20 protein-coding genes are annotated in these 21,525 nt (G+C 30.5%); all 20 read left to right on the forward strand.

The genetic code is table 11. The annotated features are described in order from the left end of the window. Window positions 1-98 precede the first annotated feature (98 nt). The 20 genes from V8G69_RS04815 to V8G69_RS04910 all read left to right on the forward strand — a co-directional run bounded on the left by V8G69_RS04815 (window position 99) and on the right by V8G69_RS04910 (window position 21,507). Complete coding sequence (locus V8G69_RS04815; protein WP_394880676.1) at window positions 99-1,313, forward strand: polysaccharide pyruvyl transferase family protein; 1,215 nt, start codon at window positions 99-101, stop codon at window positions 1,311-1,313. Continuing rightward, on the forward strand, window positions 1,310-2,029 hold the full coding sequence (locus V8G69_RS04820; RefSeq protein ID WP_394880677.1) for a class I SAM-dependent methyltransferase: 720 nt from the start codon (window positions 1,310-1,312) through the stop codon (window positions 2,027-2,029). The genes V8G69_RS04815 and V8G69_RS04820 overlap by 4 nt, the downstream gene beginning before the upstream one ends. Before the next feature lie 72 nt (window positions 2,030-2,101). Next, window positions 2,102-3,223, forward strand: coding sequence for a glycosyltransferase family 4 protein (locus V8G69_RS04825; RefSeq protein ID WP_394880678.1), 1,122 nt, complete (start codon window positions 2,102-2,104; stop codon window positions 3,221-3,223). A gap of 90 nt (window positions 3,224-3,313) precedes the next feature. Further along, window positions 3,314-4,243: a glycosyltransferase family A protein gene (locus V8G69_RS04830; protein ID WP_394880679.1), complete on the forward strand. Its 930-nt coding sequence runs from the start codon at window positions 3,314-3,316 to the stop codon at window positions 4,241-4,243. 208 nt (window positions 4,244-4,451) lie between these two features. After that, a complete protein-coding gene (locus tag V8G69_RS04835) occupies window positions 4,452-5,645 on the forward strand; it encodes a hypothetical protein (RefSeq protein ID WP_394880680.1) in 1,194 nt (397 codons plus the stop codon). 57 nt (window positions 5,646-5,702) lie between these two features. Next, the gene (locus V8G69_RS04840) at window positions 5,703-7,085 is read left to right on the forward strand and encodes an asparagine synthase-related protein (protein ID WP_394880681.1); all 1,383 of its coding nucleotides are present in this window, start codon (window positions 5,703-5,705) and stop codon (window positions 7,083-7,085) included. A 78-nt stretch (window positions 7,086-7,163) separates the two neighbouring features. After that, window positions 7,164-8,291: a glycosyltransferase family 4 protein gene (locus tag V8G69_RS04845; RefSeq protein ID WP_394880682.1), complete on the forward strand. Its 1,128-nt coding sequence runs from the start codon at window positions 7,164-7,166 to the stop codon at window positions 8,289-8,291. After that, the gene (locus V8G69_RS04850) at window positions 8,284-9,447 is read left to right on the forward strand and encodes a glycosyltransferase family 4 protein (protein ID WP_394880683.1); all 1,164 of its coding nucleotides are present in this window, start codon (window positions 8,284-8,286) and stop codon (window positions 9,445-9,447) included. Before V8G69_RS04845 ends, V8G69_RS04850 begins: the two co-directional genes overlap by 8 nt. Before the next feature lie 12 nt (window positions 9,448-9,459). Beyond that, window positions 9,460-10,656 (forward strand): glycosyltransferase family 4 protein, encoded by a 1,197-nt coding sequence (locus V8G69_RS04855; RefSeq protein ID WP_394880684.1) that lies wholly within the window; start codon window positions 9,460-9,462, stop codon window positions 10,654-10,656. Between the two features lie 137 nt (window positions 10,657-10,793). Continuing rightward, a complete protein-coding gene (locus tag V8G69_RS04860) occupies window positions 10,794-11,492 on the forward strand; it encodes a class I SAM-dependent methyltransferase (RefSeq protein ID WP_394880685.1) in 699 nt (232 codons plus the stop codon). Between the two features lie 3 nt (window positions 11,493-11,495). Next, on the forward strand, window positions 11,496-11,915 hold the full coding sequence (locus tag V8G69_RS04865; protein WP_394880686.1) for a sulfotransferase: 420 nt from the start codon (window positions 11,496-11,498) through the stop codon (window positions 11,913-11,915). Between the two features lie 6 nt (window positions 11,916-11,921). Next, entirely contained in the window at window positions 11,922-12,845 is a 924-nt protein-coding gene (locus V8G69_RS04870; RefSeq protein ID WP_394880687.1) for an FkbM family methyltransferase, read from the forward strand. A 6-nt stretch (window positions 12,846-12,851) separates the two neighbouring features. Beyond that, a complete protein-coding gene (locus V8G69_RS04875) occupies window positions 12,852-13,460 on the forward strand; it encodes a sulfotransferase (RefSeq protein ID WP_394880688.1) in 609 nt (202 codons plus the stop codon). A gap of 8 nt (window positions 13,461-13,468) precedes the next feature. Next, window positions 13,469-14,551 carry a glycosyltransferase family 4 protein gene (locus V8G69_RS04880; RefSeq protein WP_394880689.1) on the forward strand — a complete coding sequence of 361 codons (1,083 nt, stop codon included), beginning with the start codon at window positions 13,469-13,471 and terminating at the stop codon, window positions 14,549-14,551. A gap of 53 nt (window positions 14,552-14,604) precedes the next feature. Next, window positions 14,605-15,936: a glycosyltransferase family 2 protein gene (locus V8G69_RS04885; protein WP_394880690.1), complete on the forward strand. Its 1,332-nt coding sequence runs from the start codon at window positions 14,605-14,607 to the stop codon at window positions 15,934-15,936. Then, window positions 15,933-17,036, forward strand: coding sequence for a glycosyltransferase family 4 protein (locus tag V8G69_RS04890; RefSeq protein ID WP_394880691.1), 1,104 nt, complete (start codon window positions 15,933-15,935; stop codon window positions 17,034-17,036). Before V8G69_RS04885 ends, V8G69_RS04890 begins: the two co-directional genes overlap by 4 nt. Continuing rightward, window positions 17,033-18,163, forward strand: coding sequence for a glycosyltransferase (locus tag V8G69_RS04895; protein WP_394880692.1), 1,131 nt, complete (start codon window positions 17,033-17,035; stop codon window positions 18,161-18,163). Before V8G69_RS04890 ends, V8G69_RS04895 begins: the two co-directional genes overlap by 4 nt. Window positions 18,164-18,244: 81 nt before the next feature. Further along, complete coding sequence (locus tag V8G69_RS04900; RefSeq protein ID WP_394880693.1) at window positions 18,245-19,051, forward strand: transglutaminase-like domain-containing protein; 807 nt, start codon at window positions 18,245-18,247, stop codon at window positions 19,049-19,051. Between the two features lie 130 nt (window positions 19,052-19,181). Next, window positions 19,182-20,537 (forward strand): O-antigen ligase family protein, encoded by a 1,356-nt coding sequence (locus V8G69_RS04905; protein ID WP_394880694.1) that lies wholly within the window; start codon window positions 19,182-19,184, stop codon window positions 20,535-20,537. Next, complete coding sequence (locus V8G69_RS04910) at window positions 20,497-21,507, forward strand: glycosyltransferase family 4 protein (protein ID WP_394880695.1); 1,011 nt, start codon at window positions 20,497-20,499, stop codon at window positions 21,505-21,507. The genes V8G69_RS04905 and V8G69_RS04910 overlap by 41 nt, the downstream gene beginning before the upstream one ends. Window positions 21,508-21,525 lie beyond the last annotated feature (18 nt).

Here is a 21,525-nt window from a genome sequence, read left to right on the forward strand (position 1 = left end):
AAGTAATATTAATAGAGGGAGAGTAGAATTCAAACATTTTTATACATACCTAAAAAATAAAATAATTTTTTTAAAAATAATCTGCCCTTAAGCATTTGATGACGAGAATAGTAATTATAAATGCAGTACCAATTAATGGAGGCGATGAGGCTCTACTAAAAGCGACATTATTGGGGTTAAAAAAGTATTTTGAAAACTCTTCTATTTTGGTTTTATGTGATAACCCTAAGTTATATAAGAAGTTTTTTCCAGACTTAGAATTAGATTGGGATTGGGAATACACCTATTTAAAATCTCCAAATGCTAAAGACTACTTTACTTTTAAAGTTAAAAAACGTGTCAGACATTTATTGAATAAATTCTTTAAGGTTTCATACTTTAGTACTCTTTCTAGAATGTTTGCATCTAAAAGTGAAAAAAGAGTTTATCGACATTTATTACAATGTGATAAAGTAATTGTTTCAGCAGGAGGTTATTTTCATGATTTTTATGGATATAAAAAAAGAGTTGATACCTTAGATTTTATTCACTCCCATTTAAAAAAACCATATTATATATTTTCTCAATCTGTTGGGCCATTTTGGAAAATTGAAAATTTTGCAATGCTAAATCATGTTTTTAATAATGCAAAGCAAGTTATATTGAGAGAGTCCTATTCTTTAGGCCATTTAAAAGCAATTGGCTATCATTGTAATAATGTAGTGGTTGCCAACGATATTGCTTTTTATCTGTATAAAGAGTATGCTAAGAAAGTAGATTTAAACAAAAAATTGAAAAGTATTGCCGTTAATTTTAGAGTTTGGAAGTATGAGGATAAGAGTAAAGAGAATTTAAAGAAAGCATCTTCTTTATGCGAAAAGCTATTAAATGAAGGCTTTCAATTAACTTTTATTTCAACTTGTCAAGGAGTAGAAGACTATATGGATGATTCAAAATATGCTGAGAAAGTAGTTGATTTATTACCAGCTGAAATGAAACAAACATGTGTTGTATTAAAAGAAAAGTTTTCACTAGACGAATTAATAGTAACTTTAAGTAAACAAGACGGATATATTGGAATGAGGTTACATGGGGCCATACTTTCATTGTTAGCAGGGATTCCAGCATTAAATATTGCTTATGAAGATAAGAGTTTAGGGATTTTTAAATCTTTAGGGTTAGATGATTATTGTTTTTCATATAAAGAAGAATTAGATGTGTGGAATACTAAAGTTGATTATTTCATAGATGATTACAATAACTATCTAAAAAAAATTGATAATATAATTTTTGAGGCTAGTCAACAAGTAGAACATAATTTTAAATACTTATGATTAGATTATTAAAAAGACTGTCTTTATTCAATTCTTCTCGCTTTAGACTTTATGAGGAAAACAGGAATTTTGCAAAGTCTATTCCCCAAAAATCCATCGTGTTAGATGCGGGTGCAGGATCCCAATTTTATAAACATTTATTGAAGCATGCTCAATATGAATCTGCTGATTTTGAAAAAGTAGACAAAGAGTACGCTCAATCAACTTATGTCTGTGATCTAAAAAATATACCTGTTGAAAATGACCATTTTGATTATATCCTATTTAATCAGGTGATGGAGCATCTCCCAGAACCGAATAAAGTTTTGAGAGAGCTTAATCGAGTTTTAAAATCCAATGGTAAAATTATTTACACAGGACCTTTATTCTATGAAGAACATGAAATTCCATATGATTTTTTTAGATATACTCAATTTAGTTTAAAAAAAATGTTTTCTGAGTCAGGTTTTGAAATTGAACGATTGGATTGGTTGGAAGGGTATTTTGGAACCATAGGTTATCAATTAAATAGAATGGCAATATACTTACCAACCAATCCTAAAGATTTGGGAAAGGGAATTATGGGCTACTTCATGAGTCCAATAATGTTCTTTTTGAAAATATTTAGCTGGGGGTTGTCAATATTTTTCCACAAATTAGAAGTGAAAGTTAAGTATACTAAAAGTGGGTATCCAAAGAATTATGTGGGTATTTTTAGAAAAGTAAATAATTTATAAATGGTATAAAGTATAAATTACTAGGCTATTAAAACTAGTATCAAATTTTTTCATAAGAACATATATAAAAGAATGGAAAATAATTTTAATATAGCGCTGTTTTCACCTAATAAGGATCCTTATTCTGAGACATTTATTCAAGCACATAAAAAAGGTTTAAAAGGAAATATATTTTTTTATTATGGAATAGGTGAAGATATTACAATTGAAAACCATCCACCATTAGCAAGTAAATTAAAAAAACAACTATTAAAAGCAATTAAAATTATATTTAAAAAAAATAATTCATTCGTTTTAGTCAAGTTATTATCTAAATCATTAAAAAAACATAAGATAGATGTTGTGCTTGTAGAATATGGAATTCACGCCGATCATATTTTACCTGCAATTAAATATCTTAATTTGCCCTTAGTGGTTCATTTTCATGGTTTTGATGCCACAGTTAGAAAAATTATAAAAGAACATAATAGTTACAAAGAAGTCTTTCAGTATGCTTCAAAAATAATTGCTGTTTCGAAGGCAATGGAAAATCAATTATTAAACATAGGTTGTCCGAGAGAAAAATTAATTTACAATGCCAATGCTGCACAGTCAAATTTCATTAACATTGAATCAAGTTACGAATCAAAACAGTTAATTTCTGTAGGTAGATTTGCTAATAAGAAAGCACCTTATTACACGATTTTGGCTTTTAAAAAAGCCTTAAAAACGCACCCTGATGCCAAGTTATTAATGTGTGGAGATGGTTTATTGTTGGAGGTTTGTAAAAACCTAGTTAGACATTATCAGCTTGAAAGTAGTATTCAATTTTTAGGAGTTATATCTCCAAATGAGTTATGCAATTTATTTAAGGAATCAATTGGATACATACAACATTCAATAACTGCCGAGAATGGTGATACGGAAGGCATGCCCATTTCAATTTTAGAAGCAAGTTCTTCTGGTCTACCGGTAATTTCAACATTTCATGCGGGTATTTCTGATGTAATAGAAGATGGAATTACAGGATTACTTTGTAAAGAACATGATGTAGATGCTATGAGTCAAAACATTATTAAATTATTAGATGATAAAGACTATGCAAAAAAGCTAGGATATGCAGGTAAAGAGCGCATAAAATCTCATTTTAGTTTTGAAAAGCATATCAATGGTATTCAACAGATATTAGAAGAATCGGTTAACCATAATATGTAGCTTTTTTAGTCTTTATTATGACTTACAAACATCAATAAGTTTAAAGCATATTTTTAATATAATTTTTAGAGCAGAAAAATATTCACAATTATGAGTATTAGTATCATAACCCCACATTTTAACGACTTTGAAGGATTAAAACAAATCTATAATTGTTTGTTGAAGCAAGATTCTAAAGATTGGGAATGGATTATTGTTGATGATTTTTCGGATGCTTCTATAAAAGAATTGATAGTTCAATATTTTGAACAATATGCTAGCCCAAACATTAAGTTAGTTTTAAATGATGAAAAAACAACAGGATCTGTTTGTAGAAATATTGGTGCAGACCAAGCAACTTATAACCATTTGGTGTTTTTAGATGCCGATGATATTATATCTGATGATTTTGTAAGTAACAGAGCAATAGAAGTTGAAGATTTTGTAGTATTTAAGAATTTTAATCTTTTAGATGAGAAAGGAAATAATAAACCTGCACCTTCAGCAGATTCTAATTATTTAGATTACTTTTTACAAGCAAAATTTATTTGGCAAACGTCTGCTATTTTATGGAACAAAGATTTTTTTATTGAGATTGGAAAATTTAACACTAATTTAAAACGACTGCAAGATGTTGAGTTATTTATTCGAGCCCTTATTTTAAGTACTAACTATAAAGTAATAGACAATAAAGTTGACTTTTTTTATAATGTTGTGCCTATAGATATTAATAAAAAGCCCATCCAAGTAATTTGTGGAGCCGTCGATTATTTAATTACTTATATGGATGATAATTACCAATTGGATAAGCGCCAAAGAAATTTGGTAACTGGTTATTATTATTTATGCATACGTTATTTTAACCGCTCTGATAATAAGGAAGCTATTGAGTATGTTCAAAACAGTTTAAAATTGTTTTTTAAGAAAAGCTATATGTCGTATTTCAGTTATGTAAGAGCTTTATCTTTTTTGAAGTTATATAAAAGCAATTTAATCTCCAGTGATTTGTTTTTGAGATTGAATAGATATTTTTACAAATAGACTATTAGCCATTATAAAGAGATTAAATCAAAAAATAAAAAAAGTTAAAATATTTGTTTAACAGTAAATTAAATTAATGGCTAATACAAACATACTAACAAAACTCTTGGCAGATTTTCTACTCAGTTTGTTTTTGCTAAATTAGGAACTTAAACAACGCTACTAATGTTATACAAGCCTGTTGTGAGCAATATTGATTAAAACTAAGATGAAAACATTAATAATTCATGTAGGTCCTCCAAAATGTGGATCATCATCGATTCAACAGTTCTTCGAAACTTATAAAAATCCTTGTGCTCAAAAAACAAGGTTCGTAATGCTGAATCCCCAAATGATTAATAGTTTAAATTCAAATAATAAAATTGATAATACAGATTTTATTAATCTTCTAGATAAAAACCTTGAGAATAATGATTCGTTGATTTTAAGTCACGAATCACTTTTTATAAAACCCTACGCAATTAAAAATATATGTAGCCTTTCATCAAACAAAGTATCCAAAATTATTATTATTGGCTTTAGTAGAAAATCATCAGATTTTGTAGTTTCAGAATATAATCAATGGGGGTTTAGAAACCCATATGTATGTAAGTTAACAAAAAAAATAATGTTGGAAAATGAAATCAATCCCTTACATTTTTATGGAATTGAGAGGCATTTAATTTCATCAATCCTAAACGATTTTAATTTACTAACATCTCAAGAAATGGATTGGGGCAAATCTTATGGCCAAATAGAGAAACTTGTTACTCCGTACAAAGTTAAAATGAGAGCTGGTATTCTTTCAAATAGAAATTCATCTGAAACCTTAATACAAGACTTCTGTAATAAAGCTGATTTAACACTTCAAGATAAATATAAATCAATTGATATAAAATCAAACACTCAGTTTAGCTCTCATTTGACTGAAAGTATAAATAATGCACTTGAGTTTGGATTTAAAGTTCCTGGTCCAGATGAGGATAATAATATTCTCCAAGATATTTCAAAAATTATTAATACAAATATTGATTTCAACAATACGCTAATAATTCCTCTTAAAGAATATATTGATTCTTATTTTTATGAATCAAATCTTAATTTTTGTAATAAGTATGGTTTAGATAAAAGCTATTTTGCACTATCAAAAAAGTATTCAAAAAATGAAATTTTGAACATAGTAAGGAATGAAATGCAAGACCGAGTTACAAATAATACGATGCTTAATAATTACAAAGAATTAACTGGTATAATGGCAGAAGCAATTTTTCATTATAATAAAATAAAAAAAAATGTAAAACATCGTAAAGCGTATAATTTTAGTTTTATAAGGTTGTATCGAAAATTAAAGCACACAACAAAAAAAATACTGCATTTGGGAGTTAGTGATAAAATTGGAGATGATAGTAATAAATTAACATAGAGTTAAATTTAAAGTAGGGTGAGTTAAAATGCCAAACTTTATGCATAAACCGTTGTAATGAAAACAATTAAAACACCTATACTACCAATAAGAAATACCCTAGCTAAGGTAGAAGGGAACCATGAATTAGACCTTGAAGCTATTTGTTTATTTATTGCTTTTGGTTTTTTTTTCGATACAGATACCTATTGGAAAGATGAAGTGGCTCTATCACCAGGAAAAAAATATCAGTTAGATGCCCAAAATAATGTAATTTCTTCTGAAAAATGGTTTGAATGGCATTATAGCCCCAGAGACATTAGTTTTGAAACCACACTTGGCGAATTCACCAATTTGTTTGAAACCATTGTTAAAGAGCAGACAAGTGATAAGAAGGTTATTTTACCACTGTCTGGAGGATTAGATAGTAGGACCCAAGCTGTTGCTTTAAGGAATCACCCTAATTTAACCTCGTATAGTTATGATTTTGAAGGAGGTTATCCTGAAACCAAAATAGCAAAGAACATTGCTGATGCCTGTCATTTTCCATTTACATCGTTTACCGTTAAAAGGGGCTATTTGTGGGATTGTATAGAAGACTTAGCAGAAATCAATCAATGTTTTTCTGAATTTACACATCCGCGACAGATGGCTTTTTTTGATAGTTTTAAAACCATGGGAGATATTTTTTCTTTAGGACATATGGGTGATCTTATGTTTGACTCCTTTGGATTGCCACAATTATCTTTTGAAAAAGAAGTAGATGTACTTGTTAAAATGCTAGTAAAAAAGGGAGGGCTTGAATTAGCAAGCTCGTTATGGACAACTTGGGGCTTGGACGGTACATTTGAAAAATATATGGTTTCTCGAATAACAGAATCCTTAAAGGCATTTAAAATTGAAAACACAAATGCCAAATTGCGTGCTTTTAAAACACATTATTCTGTTGCAAGATGGTCATCTAATAATTTATCGGTTTTCGATGCCATACATCCCGTAACATTACCTTATTATGATACTAGAATGTTTGAATTTATGTGTTCAGTGCCTGAAAAGTATTTAGCTAATCGACAATTACAGATTGCATATATTAAGCAACATGCTCCCGATTTAGCAAGGATTACTTGGCAGGGAAACAGGCCTTTCAATTTAAATACTTATCATTTAAATAAGTCACCCTATAATTTACCATATAAGATAACCAATAAATTAAAAAGAGCATTTAATGAGCTTATTGGCAACCCCTATATCTCAAGAAATTGGGAGTTGCAATTTGTAGGAAAAGAAAATGATAAACATTTAAAGACATGGTTGTTTGATTCGAAATTAAAGGATCTTGTTCCAAAAGAGACCATAAAGGAATTTTATGATAATTTTAAAGAGAGAGATGCGGTTACTTATTCTCATCCTGTAAGTATGTTGCTCACATTGGCTTTGTTTCAGGAAAAATTTAATATTTAGTAATTATAAACAAGCAATTATTAGATGCTAATAAAACATTTTTGAGCTAAATTAATTTTATATTTATACTTTATATATATGGCTCAGAAGAAAATCAAAATATTATTTACTATACCTAATTTTGATACAGCAGGCAGCGGTAAAGTAGTATATGATTTAGTAAATAATTTGGACAAAAGATTTTTTGAGCCTGAAATTTGTTGTTATCATGATGGAGGTGCTTTTTTTAAGGAGGTTGAAGCGTTGCATGTAAAAATCCATTTGTTTCCTTTTGCCATTAATTACCGTCCATTTTTAACGTTTCCGTTTAGGCTTATAAACACCATTCGCTTTTTTAGAAAACACAATTTTGATTTGATACATTCCTGGCACTGGAGTAGTGATTTTTCAGAACCTTTAGCAGCAAAATTAGCTGGTATTCCTTGGATTTATACTAAAAAATCTATGGGATGGGGTAATAAAGCTTGGAGATGGAGAACTGCCTTAAGTTCTAAAATTATTACGATCAATTTGGATATGAAATCATTTTACTCTGTAAAAGCTCTTGAAAAAGTTGAAGAGATTCCTTTAGGCGTTGACACCAATTATTATACTCCTCGAACAAAAGAAGATATAACACTTTTGAAAGACCTCGATATTAAAACAAGTGATTTTGTTATTGTTTCGGTAGTGAATTTAATTCCCGTTAAAGGCATAGAAGTATTAATAAAAGCAGTAGTAGCATTAGATAAACCCAATATAAAGTTGCTTATTGTTGGACATGACAAAGGAGACTATGCCTGTTCATTGAAAAAAATGACTGAAAGGATTTCTTCAATTCAATTTTTAGGAAAGAAAGCCGATGTTAGACCGTACCATGCTATTGCCGATGTATTTGTTATTCCAACATTGGAGTTAGGTGAAGGGCTTCCTGTGGCCCCTTTAGAGGCTATGGCTTCAGGAAAAATTGTGATTGGTTCAAATGTTAGTGGTGTAAAAGATATATTAAACCCTTTTCAGAATTGTTTGTTTGAGCCCAATAATGTAGAGAGCTTAAAAGATAGTATTTTAAGTATTTTGAACATGAGCACAGAAGAGTGTATTCAATTAGGAAAAGCAATGAGAACTCGAGTGGAAACAAATTATTCTATTGAAAGGTTTATAAAATCACACACAGATTTATATAAGGGAATATGTTCAAAAAATCAAGATAAACACGTTGAGTAAAAGAAATAAAATAGCCATATATTCTGGTGTTAGCACCAGTACTACTTTTATTGAGCGTTTAATTAGTGGATTAGCCCAAAAAAAAATGATTGTTTATGTTTTTGGGTTGGATAATGGTAGAAATCAATCATCAGAAAACATAATTTATAAGACCTATAGCGGTAGATTGAGCAAACTATTTGTCCTACTTAAATATTCCATTTTATTATTAATATTTAAGCCAAAGAACAAAAGACAATTGGATGTATTATTAAAGCAAAAACATTATAATACGCTTTATTATAAAGTAAAGTTTTATCCGGTTTTATATTATAAACCTGATGTTTTTCATTTGCAGTGGGCCAAAGGTATTGATGACTGGATGTGGGTTAAAGCATTTGGAATGAAATTGGTTGTGAGTTTACGAGGCGCCCATATTAATTACTCTCCTTTAGCAGATAAAACATTAGCCTCTATTTATAACACATATTTTCCTAATGTTGACGCCTTTCATGCTGTGTGTGAAGCCATTAGTTTAGAAGCACAAAAGTATGGCGCCATAAGAGACAACATTAAGGTGGTTTATAGTGGGGTTAATTTAGAAACATTTCCAGAACAGCCTAAAACAAAAAATAAAGTTTTTAAAATTCTATCTGTTGGGAGACCTCATTGGAAAAAAGGATATGTATATGCTTTAGATGCTTTTAAATTATTGAAGAACCATGGTTTAATGTTTCATTATACTATTGTTGGAGGAAAAAATAATATTGAGTTGGCTTATCAAATAAAAGATTTGGAATTGGAACAATATGTGACTTTAGCAAAACAGTTGGCATTTGAAGATGTGGTTGATCAAATTCAATCATCAGACTTATTATTGCTGCCTAGTTTAGAAGAAGGTATAGCCAATGTCGTTCTTGAAGCCATGGCCTTAAAAACATTAGTTGTAAGTACCTATTGTGGCGGTATGAAAGAAGTTATTACAAATGAATATAATGGTTTTTTAGTCCCGATTCGAGATTCTGAAGCAATCGTTATGGCTATAGAAAAAGTGATGACCCTATCTGATAACGAGAAAGAAACAATTCTTAATAATGCTTTTGAAACCATTAACAACAATCATAGCGAGACATTGATGGTAGACCGTATGCTTGATCTATACACAACCCTATTTTAATATTGATTTGATTTGAAAACTGAAAATTTACATATAAAAACTATAGGTCTTGTTTTGTCGTATGTTCCAGGATATTCTGAAACGTTTTTTAAGAATAAAATATTAGGGCTGCAAAAAAGCAACTATCGTGTTATTTTATTTGTAGATTATAAAAAACCAGACGATTATCATTTTGAATGTGACATAGTTTATGCACCTAAACTCTATGGCAATACTTTTACAGCTTTAATTAATGGTTTTAGTTCACTAATTAAAGCTTTTATTCTATATCCCAAAAAATCCATTAATCTTTACAAACTCGATAAACGCGATGACATTTCGTTTACTCATAGAATTAAAAACATCATTCTCAATCAGTTTTTATTTACAAAAAGCTTGGATTGGTTGCATTTTGGATTTGGTATGCATGCTATAAAAAGAGAGAATGTGGCTTGTGCCATTGGCGCTAAAATGGCGGTGAGTTTTAGAGGTTCAGACTTATATCTTACCCCTTTAAAGCACAATAACTGTTATGATCTGTTATTTACTAAAGCTGTAAAATATCATGTATTGTCTCAAGAAATGAAACAAACACTTATAGCCTATCAGGTTAATGAAAAGCTTATTCAAGTTATAACTCCAGCTATAGATGTTCATTTTTTTAAAAACAAAAGTGTTCTTAGGTCAGATAAGAATTTAAGGCTAACCACGGTAGCGCGCTTACATTGGAAAAAAGGGTTGGAGTACACCTTAGAAGCATTGTCTCTATTAAAAAAACAAGGCATTGATTTTACACTTACTATAATTGGTGATGGTGAGGAACGAGAGCGCCTTATTTTTGCAGCCCATCAGTTAGGGATAATTCACAACGTTGAATTTAAGGGCCAGCTCAATCATGACGAGGTTAAGGAACATTTACAGAACACAGATATTTATTTGCAGTATAGTATTCAGGAAGGGTTTTGCAATGCCGTATTAGAGGCTCAAGCTATGGGTTTATTATGTATAGTGTCTAATGCCGAAGGCTTAGCTGAAAATGTATTGGATGGTAAAACGGGCTGGGTAGTGCCAAAACGACAACCAAAACTATTGGCACAAAAAATTGAAGAAGTGATTCTTTTGAGTTCACAAGAAAAACAAAATATTAGAGAAGCTGCCATTAGTCGTGTGAGACAAGAATTTAATTTGGAAAGCCAGAATAAAGCTTTTGCTGGCTTTTATAACGATTAAAATAGAAACAGCTTTTAATTAAACTTTAATATTTTTTAATTCATTATGTCTAATATTGTAGTTTTAGATAATAAAATATCATACGAGAAGGTTATATGACAAACTACGAATTTATTCGATGGATTACTTTTCCGATTATGCCAACCCATCTAGTAACGGTAAGAAACGATATAAAAAAGCTTATAAAAGCCTATATTAAAAGGGGGACGGCGAAAATGTCAATATTAGATGTTGGAGGACGCAAATCACCCTATACCATAAACATTCCGGCTGATATTACATTGCTGGATGTACCTCAAGAACGTGGTACTAAAGAAGATTTAAATTTAGGTTTAACAGATAGTATCTTATCTTTTATTAAAAAAAGGAGGAGTAATATTTCTGAAATTATAATTCAAGATATGACAAAATCCACTTTAAAGGATGAATCTTACGATGCTTTAATTTGTGTTGAGGTCATTGAGCATGTTAAAGACGATGATGTTTTTGTAGAACATATTTCAAGAGTTATAAAAAAGGGAGGTTGGGCCTATTTTACGACACCCAATGGTGACTATATTAAAAATGAAGGGCCAAATAAAAATCCAGATCATGTGAGGCACTATACACGCTTTGAATTGCAAACCTTGTTAGAAACCTATTTTGATAAAGTAGATGTGCATTATGGTGTAAAGACCGGAACGTATCGTGTACAAGGCTTAAAAAGTTATAGTTTGAAAAGACCACTGCAAACCCTAAAATCTATTTATTCTAATATTGTAAACAGGTTTCAATCTAAAGGCATAGAAAACACTTCGAAAGAAACCGCACATTTAATTGCTATTGGTTATAAATAAAACATGAAACAAAAAGTGTTTATTATTGGGTTTCATAAAACGGGAACGACTTCTTTAGAACATGCCTTACAGTTTTTAGGATATCGTGTTTATGGAGGGGATAAAAACTTAATGAAATATACGAATTCGGACGACTTAAAAACGTATATAAGAAAAACTATAGATTCCTGGGACGCTGTGCAAAATATGCCCTGGCCTTTATATTATAAAGAACTTTATGAGATTTACCCTGAAGCCAAGTATATCTTGACTATTAAAGATACTAATACATGGATTAGAAGTGTGTTAACTTACTTTGCATGTATTAGAATACCATTACATAAAACGATTTATGGAGTACCTTGTACTGAAGGCTATGAGTATCGATATAAAGAAGTTTATGAGCAGACTAATACCGAAATTTTAAATTTTTTAGAGACCTGATGATGTATGATTACTAAATATAAATTTGCAAAGTTGATATGTGCATTTTTACCTCCTATAATTTCGCAGACGATTCGTAATAAAATTATTTCAATTTCTGAAGGAGAGGTTTTAAACATAGATTTTGTTAAGAAAAGTTTTACAGGAAGTTATTTTTTTGGAAATACATCTGATTTTCATGCGTTTATATTTAGTGTTCACGGTTATTTTGATTGGAGAAATATTGTTTTGACCAACAAAATTTTAGCTCATAAAATTGGTAATATTATTGAAGTTGGAGCTAATATAGGTACTGAAACTATATCCTTTTGTGATATCGCAAGAAAGTATGATTCAAAAGTTTTTGCTTTTGAACCTGTTCCTTCAAATGTACAATCTCTTATTCTAAATAAAAATAAAAGTAGCATACAGAATCTTGATATTTACAATAGTCTTGTATCTAATAAAAAAGGGCGAACTTTTTTTAACATACCTTCTGGTAACAATTCAGGTTCAGGTTATATAACTCATCAAAAGAGTTCCGAATCTGCTAAAGAGTTTGAAGTAACTACTTTGGATTCTGAATTTACAAACGAAATAATTTCATTACTTGCCATAGATGTTGAAGGGTTTGAGTATCATGTTTTAAAGGGAGGAGAAGATTTAATAAAAAAAAATAAACCTGTATTAATTTTGGAAGTTAATGAATCTTATTTAGAGAAGAGAGGGCGAATTAAATTAATTGAACTCTATGATTATTTAGTTTCTCTGAATTATTTTTGTTTTTATATAGGACGCTTAGGAATCCATAAAGTTGTTTTGAACGATTTTAAAGTAAGATCAAATAAAAACTGGATTTGTGTAAATAAACAAGATAGTTTCTTAATTAAAAAATTAAACAAAAGCCTGTTTTTTAATGCCTTCAACCCTTTGATGAGAATAGAACATTAGACACTTATGAAAACTAAAGTTTTTGTTATTGGGTTTCATAAAACGGGAACTACATCACTTGAATTGGCTTTAAAGCAACTGGGTTTTAAGGTATGCGGTGTTGATAAGAATTTATTGAAGTTTAAAAATAAAGAAGATTTAAATGAATATATAGAAACTAAACTGGAAAAATGGGATGCTGTACAAGAAATGCCTTGGCCATTAATTTATAAAAATTTATATAAGTTATATCCTATAGCTAAGTTTATTCTCACATATAGAGATAGTGAAGAATGGTTTAATAGTGTAGTTAGATTTTTTGGAAGTATTAGATTTCCATTTCATAAAAAGATTTATGGAGTACCTTGTGCCGAAGGCTATGAAAAAGAATACAAGGCCATTTACAACAAGCATAATATGGACGTTTTAAATTTTTTTAGTGACAAGAATAATTTCTTATTAATGGAGCCGAAACAAAATTTTAATTATGAAGCTTTATGCTACTTTTTGGGTATTGAGAATTTGCCTAATGAAAATTTTCCTCATGAAAGACATCATAGTAAAAGGATATTACCAAACTATAAGTTATATCGAGATTTACGTTCTCTGTATTGGAATTTTAAAAAAAACTATTAAAAGCACTCTTGAAAATACTCTTATTTCATACCTATAATCAAGGATACCTCTCCAATTTTTTTCATGAGCTTTCTGTTAAGCTAACTCAAGAAGGATATGAAGTAGTTAACTTTTCTTGGAAAACATCTGCTAGTGAACGTATTATAGATGGTGTAAAAGTAATTGTAAAGAAAAAAAAAGGTTATTTCACTAATTATTATAACGTTTATACCACTATAAAAAGCGAAAAACCAGATGTTATTCTTTCAAATTTTAGTTATTCTAATCCTGCGTTACTTTTTGGTAAATTATTAGGCGTAAGACATAATCTTACTTGGTTTCATTCCTTAAATGAGCAAATGAATACTTCTTTCAAAAATATTTTTATAAAAAAACAATTTTTAAAATTAGCAGATACCGTTATTGCTAATTCTTTTATTACTGAGACTCAGCTAAACGAAGTCTATAAAGTACCTAAACCAAAGCTTGAAGTGGTGCCTTTCTGGACAAACATTTCAGAGCAGAAAGAATATGTTAGTACTAAAATTTATAATTCTTCTGACATTTTAAAGATCGGTTGTCCTGGACGATTAACAACTCATAAAAATCAAAATATTGTAGTACAGGCTTTATCAAGAATAAAGGAAAACCAATACCATAAGTTTCATTTATATTTTGCTGGAAACGGCAATAATAAAAACAGTTTGAATACATTGGTGTTAAACTTAAATTTAACAGACGAAGTTTCTTTTATAGGATCGCTTTCCCCTGGGGAAATGGTGAATTTTTATAAAAGCATGGATATTATTGTTTTACCAAGTTTACATGAAGCCTTTGGGCTGGTGTTAATTGAAGCATTGGCTTTAGGAGTTCCAGTTATAGTGTCGTCTAGATTTGGGGCCTTAATGTTTATTAAAGATAACAAAGACATACTAGAAAACATTACTTTTAATCCAGAATCTGTTGAGTCACTTGTAGATAAATTAATTCCTTATTTTATTGGTCATGGTATTGAAAAGGAAAAATTCAGAAATTTATACAGAGAAAACTTTAACAAAAATGAGATTTATTTAAAGATTAAAAATTTACTCTTAAAAGAAAGGACTAAATAGAAATAATCAATGTATTATGTGTGTGGAATTAGTAACTTATTATAGAATTTAATATGCCTTTTAGTTTTTTAAAATATTTGCAGCCAACACATTATTTTCAACTTCGCACAAAAGCAGGAAGTTTTGTATTTCCTAATGTTGATTTATTGCCAGATTCAATTATTAATGAATTAATTAGGGATGCCGGTTACGAATCTATACTTGCACAAACATATGATATGTCATGGCAGGCCATTCAAAGAGGTTATATTGGGAAAACACCAACTTATTCTGTTTTTGAAAAAGTATCTATACAAGACAATTATCGCTTTATTAGAAAAAATTTTAATAAAGCATGGGTATTTTATGTATTTGTTTTCAGATTGTTGAGTTTTCAAAATCCAATTAAAGATATTGTTGGGTTTTTTAAAACCCGAAACGTAAAGCGAATTATTTATACTGAAAAGCCAATAGACTATAGCACCTATAACGATTTTAAAAGTAACCTGTTAAAATCTGCACCTTTGGTATCTGTGGTAATCCCAACCTTAAACAGGTATACTTATTTAAAAGATGTTTTAAGGGATTTAGAGCTACAGACTTATAAAAATTTTGAAGTTATTGTTGTGGATCAAACAGACGATTTTAGAGCAGACTTTTACAAGGAGTGGAAATTGGATTTAAGATATTGGTTTCAAGAAGAGAAAGCCTTATGGAAGGCAAGAAATGAAGCGATAAAGGTTGCTAAAGGCAATTATATCCTGTTATATGATGATGATTCGTTAATTGATCCTGATTGGATTGTAGCGCATTTAAAAACTTTAGATTATTTTAATGCTGATATCTCTTCGGGAATATCCTTATCTGTTGTTGGTGCAGAAATACCCGAGAAATATTCTTTATTTCGAGTCTCAGATCAAATAGATACTGGTAATGTGCTTATTAAAAAAGAGGTGTTTAAAGCAATTGGTCTTTTTGATAGGCAATTTGAGAAGGAACGCATGGGAGATGGTGAGTTTGGGCTAAGAGCTTTTTTAAATGGTTTTTTAAACATATCTAATCCCTATGCAAAGCGCTTACATTTAAAAGTTTCTACTGGTGGTTTGCGCCAAATGGGTAGTTGGGATGCCTTTAGACCAACAAAGCTTTTTGCCCCTAGGCCTATTCCAAGTGTTCTTTATTTTTTCCGTACTTATTTTGGGAATGTGCAATCAAGATATGAATTACTAAAATCAATTCCATTGTCTATATTGCCCTATCGTTTTAAAAGAAATAGATTCATGCTAGTTTTTGGAGGGATTATTTCATTTATAATTTTACCAATCGTATTTGTACAAGTTTATAGGTCTTGGCAATTGGCAAGTAAAAAAATAGGGGAAGGGCCTTTAATAAAAATATTAGAATGAGTTCTGTAAAAAAAAACATTCTTATTGTGAGTTCAGAATTCCCACCTCAACCCGGAGGGATAGGCAATCATGCGTATCATTTAGCCTTGTATTTATCTAAAGAAAACTATAGTGTACGAGTTATTGCAGATCAACGTTCGTTAACAGGTGAGGAAGAAGCACTATTTGATGCCACTTTACCTTTTGCTGTTGTTAGGATAAAGCGTTATTCCTTGCGATTTAGAATGTATTTAAAACGATTAGCGGTCACTTTTAAGTGTTTTAATGATGCATCTCATGTGCTAGCGACTGGAAAGTTTTCACTTTGGAATGTTGCTTTTGTTAGTCTGTTTCATAAAAACAAAACGTTAGCCATAGTTCATGGTTCTGAAGTCAACTTTAACCCCTTTCTGTTAAGACACTCTATAGATTTAGCCTTAAAGCAATTTGATACCATTGTAGCCGTTTCCCATTATACAAAAAGTTTAATGCAGCATTTAGAAAGAGAAATTATTGTTATACCAAATGGCATACAACTAGAACAATGGATTACGCATGATTTAGAAGAAATGCCCTTACAAGGCAACCCCGTTTTAACCACAGTAGGCAGAGTAAGTTCAAGAAAAGGACAATTAAATGTTATTAAGCAGTTGCCCGAACTTATAAAAATTTTTCCAGAATTACATTATCACTGTGTTGGCATTCCAACAGAGGCTGATACTTTTCTTGAAGAGGCTAAATTGTTGGGAGTGGAAACGCATATTACGTTTCATGGGAGTGTTACAGATTTAGTGTTAAAACAAATACTTAATGTTACAGATATTTTTGTGATGTTAAGTTCGGAAAGCGAAACAGGTGATGTTGAAGGTTTTGGTATTGCGATATTAGAAGCAAATGCTTTAGGTATTCCAGCAATTGGTTCAAAGCATTGTGGCATTGAAGATGCTATAAAACCTAATGTTTCCGGTGTTTTAATAGATACTGGAAATACGAAGCAACTAATAAAAAGTATAGCGAACATATTACAAGCCAAAGACAGTTATAAAAAAGGATCTAAACATTGGGCAACACAGCATGACTGGTCAGATATTATTAAACGTTATATTGCTTTATTACCATGAGAACGTTAACTATTATTTCACATACAGAACATTATAAAAAAACGGATGGTAACATTGTTGGATTGGGTTCGACAATTACAGAAATTAACCATTTATTAGGAGTATTTGATGCGATTATTCATGTTGCGATGCTGCACAATACACCTGCACCTTTAAGTGCTTTACCTTATGTTTCTAATAAAATTACATTTATAGCATTACCAGCAGTTGGCGGAACAAGCCTTAGAGATAAACTAGCTATAGTTTTTAAAGCTCCAGAAATATTAAAAACAATAAAAAAAGCCATTGATCAAACGGATTATTTTCAATTTAGAGCGCCTACAGGCATTGGTGTATATGTTATTCCGTATTTGATTTTATTTTGTACTAAAAAAGGATGGTTTAAATATGCAGGTAATTGGAAGCAGCATAATGCACCGTTAGCTTATAGTTTTCAGCGTTGGTTGCTAAAGAAACAAAAGCGAACCGTTACAATTAATGGCAGATGGCCAGACCAACCAAACCATTGTTTGACTTTTGAAAATCCTTGTTTGACTGAAGATGAAATTAGCCAAGGCCAAACAATTATGAGAAATAAAGATTTAACTAAACAAGCGATTAGTTTTTGTTTTGTTGGTAGGTTGGAAGAAGCCAAAGGGCTTGATTTAATAATTGAAACATTTAAAAAACTATCTAGCGAAGAAAAATTAAAAGTGAAGACTGTTCATATAGTTGGCAATGGAAAAGCAAAGCAAGAATATAAAAACAAAGTTTTAGATAGTGGTATAGATTTTAAATTTCATGGTTTTTTATCGAGAGCTGCTGTTCATGATATTTATAAAAAATCTCATGTCATTTTACTACCATCGGCTTCCGAAGGTTTTCCGAAGGTTATTGCAGAAGCGATGAATTACGGATGTATCCCAATAGTTTCTGATATTTCATCCCTTGGCCATTATATTAAAAATAATGAGAATGGTTTTTTGTTGAAGCAGCTTAATGTATCCAGTTTAAAAAATTGTATTTCTGCTATATTTATTTTAAAACCACATGAATATTTGAACATAAAAACAACTTCTCTGGAATTTATTGAGCAATTTAGTTATTCGTATTACAATAAACATCTGCTAAACGAAATTTTAATTTAGCTGTTTTTTGCATAATAATAACTGGCTATCAAAAAAATAAGTGATATTTTTAGAGCTAATTTTATATAAGACAATTAGTTAATGATATTAAAAAAACTTCAAAAAGCAATTAGACGCCATCCTTTTCTATATCTTTCGAGGTTTCGTTTATTATCTAAAAACTCTAATATAGAAGAGATTGAAAGCTTTCATTACAATCAACTAAATACTAAAGAGAATATTCCTTCGTACTTTTTCGAAATTAATAAACTTATTTTTAAGAAAGGAAAACCAGATGCAGATATTGATATTGTTAAACAAATAAGCTTATGGTTAAAAACAAACATTAAGGGAGGTCCCGGTTTAAGTGAACCTTCAGCAAAATCTTTGCATACCATGTTGTCTGGCAAAGGAGGTGTTTGTAGTGATATAGCCCAGGTATTTAATAATTTTTGTGTCATTAACAATATATATGTACGTGAATGGGGTACTACGAGCGCTCCTTTTAACAAAGACTTTGGAGGGCATTCATTTAATGAAATATATAGTAAGGAATTAGGTAAATGGTTGCTGGTGGATGTGTATTGGTGTTTTTTATTTTATGATCATATGAAAAATCCTTTATCTGTTATAGAAGTCTATCAACTTAAACGTGCTAATAAAGAGGTACATTTTGAGTCTTTTTATATTGACGATGTTGTGAAAATAACAACAATTGAAAATAACTATTTGAATCCTAATATTGCCCCATTTTTAATTTGTGATTATAGAAACAGTGTTTATGACAGATTTTTAAAATTTACCAGACCCTATATTCCAATATTTGTAATTCATTTTTTGATTTTCGTTATGCAACGTAGTTATCATTATCGATTTCCGTTGGACGACTATAAAAAAATATTTTCTTAAGGGTTAAAGGTTTTCTTAAAGATTTTCTTTGTCTTCATTTCAAGGCATATTCTTTAAATATAAATCCAATTGTAAACAGGGATTATTTTATATTTACTTTTAAAAAAAAATTATAATTATATAGAAGTTTTTGAATTATAATATTACATATATAGGCGCCATAATACTGCATGTTTTAATAGGAATACTTATCTATTTTAATGAAGCATTAGGAAAACTTTATTTTGGTTTGGCTTTGATATTTTTTATTTACCGTATTGTATTATCACCAAATGCTTTAAAAATATTTGAAATATTAAAAGCGTGTGCTTATTTTGTAGGAGCTGAAGTGCTTCTACGTATGACTAAAGCAAATATATCTTATGAGGCTTCAAAGTATTTGGTCATTTTGTTTATGATGATGGGCATGTATTATAAAGGCATTTCTGGTAAAGCGTACCCTTATTTTATTTATTTAATGTTTTTAGTTCCTTCTATTTTTGTAGCATCAACAACTTTAAGTTTTGATGCCCATTTTAGAACTAATATTGCCTTTGTGCTGAGTGGCCCAGTATGTCTAGGTATAGCATCCTTATTTACGTATGAAAAAAAAATATCCAATAACCAATTGTCTGAAGTGTTATTGTATGTGCTTTTACCTATTATTTCTTTAACTGCCTATATATTTTTTTATAACCCAAGTGTTAGGGATGTATTATCTAGTACAGAGTCTAATCGAGCAGCTTCTGGTGGGTTTGGCCCCAATCAAGTAGCAACGGCTTTGGGTTTGGGGATGTTTATTTTGACAACTCGTCTTTTTACAAAATCCCCTACTTTGGGCTTAAAGGTTTTAAATACTGTTTTGCTTATTTTAATTTCATTCCGGGCGATAGTTACTTTTAGTCGTGGTGGGGTGGTTACAGCCATAATTACTATTGTAGCTTTTTTATTCATATATTTTTTTAAGGTTTCTAGGCGCAAGAAAAATGAAGTTTTTATGATGTTCATGCTTTTGAGTTTTAGTTTGATGGCTACTTGGGTTATTAGCTCTTATCAAACAGATGGATTTATAGATTTAAGGTATAGTAATAAAGATCATTTAGGAAGAGAAAAAACAGATGTAACAACTGGTCGTGGTACTCTATTTATGAATGAATTAGAAGGGTTTATTACTAGTCCTTTTTTTGGAATAGGTTCTAGCCGCGCTAAAGATATGCGTTTTGAAATAGAGGGACAAGGAGTGACATCGCATAATGAAGTAAGTAGAACTTTAGCTGAACATGGCATTTTAGGTATTATAATCTTGTTAATTTTGATTTTTAAACCTTTGGATATTAGAACCAGGGATAAAAGCAATTATTATTTTTATGCTTTTTTATGTTTTTGGTTTGCGACTATTAATCATTCTTCAATGCGCATAGCAGCTCCTGCATTCATTTATGCTTTGGCTTTATTACATATAACTTATGAAGTACATCCTTTACATAGGAAACAAGTTAAGCAGTAAGCCAGGGAACCTAACTTCTATAGATATCCTGTGCCCTTTACTTAAGCAAGAAGGGTATCAGGTGTTTTATGCCTCTGCAAAGACTAATAAGTTTGTTCGGTTTTTGGATATGCTATGGACTTGTTTTAAACTGAGACAAACAGTGGATGTTGTTTTAATAGACACCTATAGTACCTTAAATTTTTTCTATGCTTTTTTCGTTTCCCAGTTATGCAGAATTTTAAAATTAAAGTACATTCCAATTCTTCATGGCGGCAATCTACCAAAACGCCTGAGAGAAAACCCCTTATTTTGTCGACTCATTTTTAATAACGCCTATAAGAATGTGTCGCCCTCACAATATTTGAAGAAAGCTTTTGAAGCATTTGGTTATTCAAACATTATTTATATTCCTAACACCATAGAATTACAGCAATACGTTTTTAAACAACGTGATTTACAAGAGGTCAAGCTGTTTTGGGTGCGTGCTTTTTCAAACATTTACAATCCGACATTGGCTGTAAAAATCCTTAAAGCATTGCAAGACGAAGGTATAAAGACCTCCTTGTGTATGGTAGGACCCGATGCAGATGGATCGTTGGCTGAGGTTATAGCATTGGCTAACAAACTACACGTGGACGTGATATTTACAGGTAAGCTTACAAAACCAGAATGGATCGCCCTTTCACAAGATTATACTGTTTTTATTAATACGACCAATTTTGATAATATGCCCGTAAGTGTTATTGAAGCCATGGCATTAGGGCTTCCGGTAGTTTCTACAAACGTTGGTGGCATGCCTTTTTTAATTGAAAATGAGGTTGATGGGTTGCTTATTGCCCCCAACAGTGTGGATGCTTTTGTGGATGCCATTAAAACCATCATTCATCATCCAGAAAAAGCCATAAAGATGACACATCAAGCCAGGTTAAAGGTTGAGCAATTTGACCGGGACATTGTAAAACAACAATGGTTAGCACTATTTCAATAATTTTATGGCTCATTAGGA

The sequence above is a fragment of the Gaetbulibacter sp. M235 genome, from assembly GCF_043876835.1.
Taxonomy (GTDB): domain Bacteria; phylum Bacteroidota; class Bacteroidia; order Flavobacteriales; family Flavobacteriaceae; genus Yeosuana.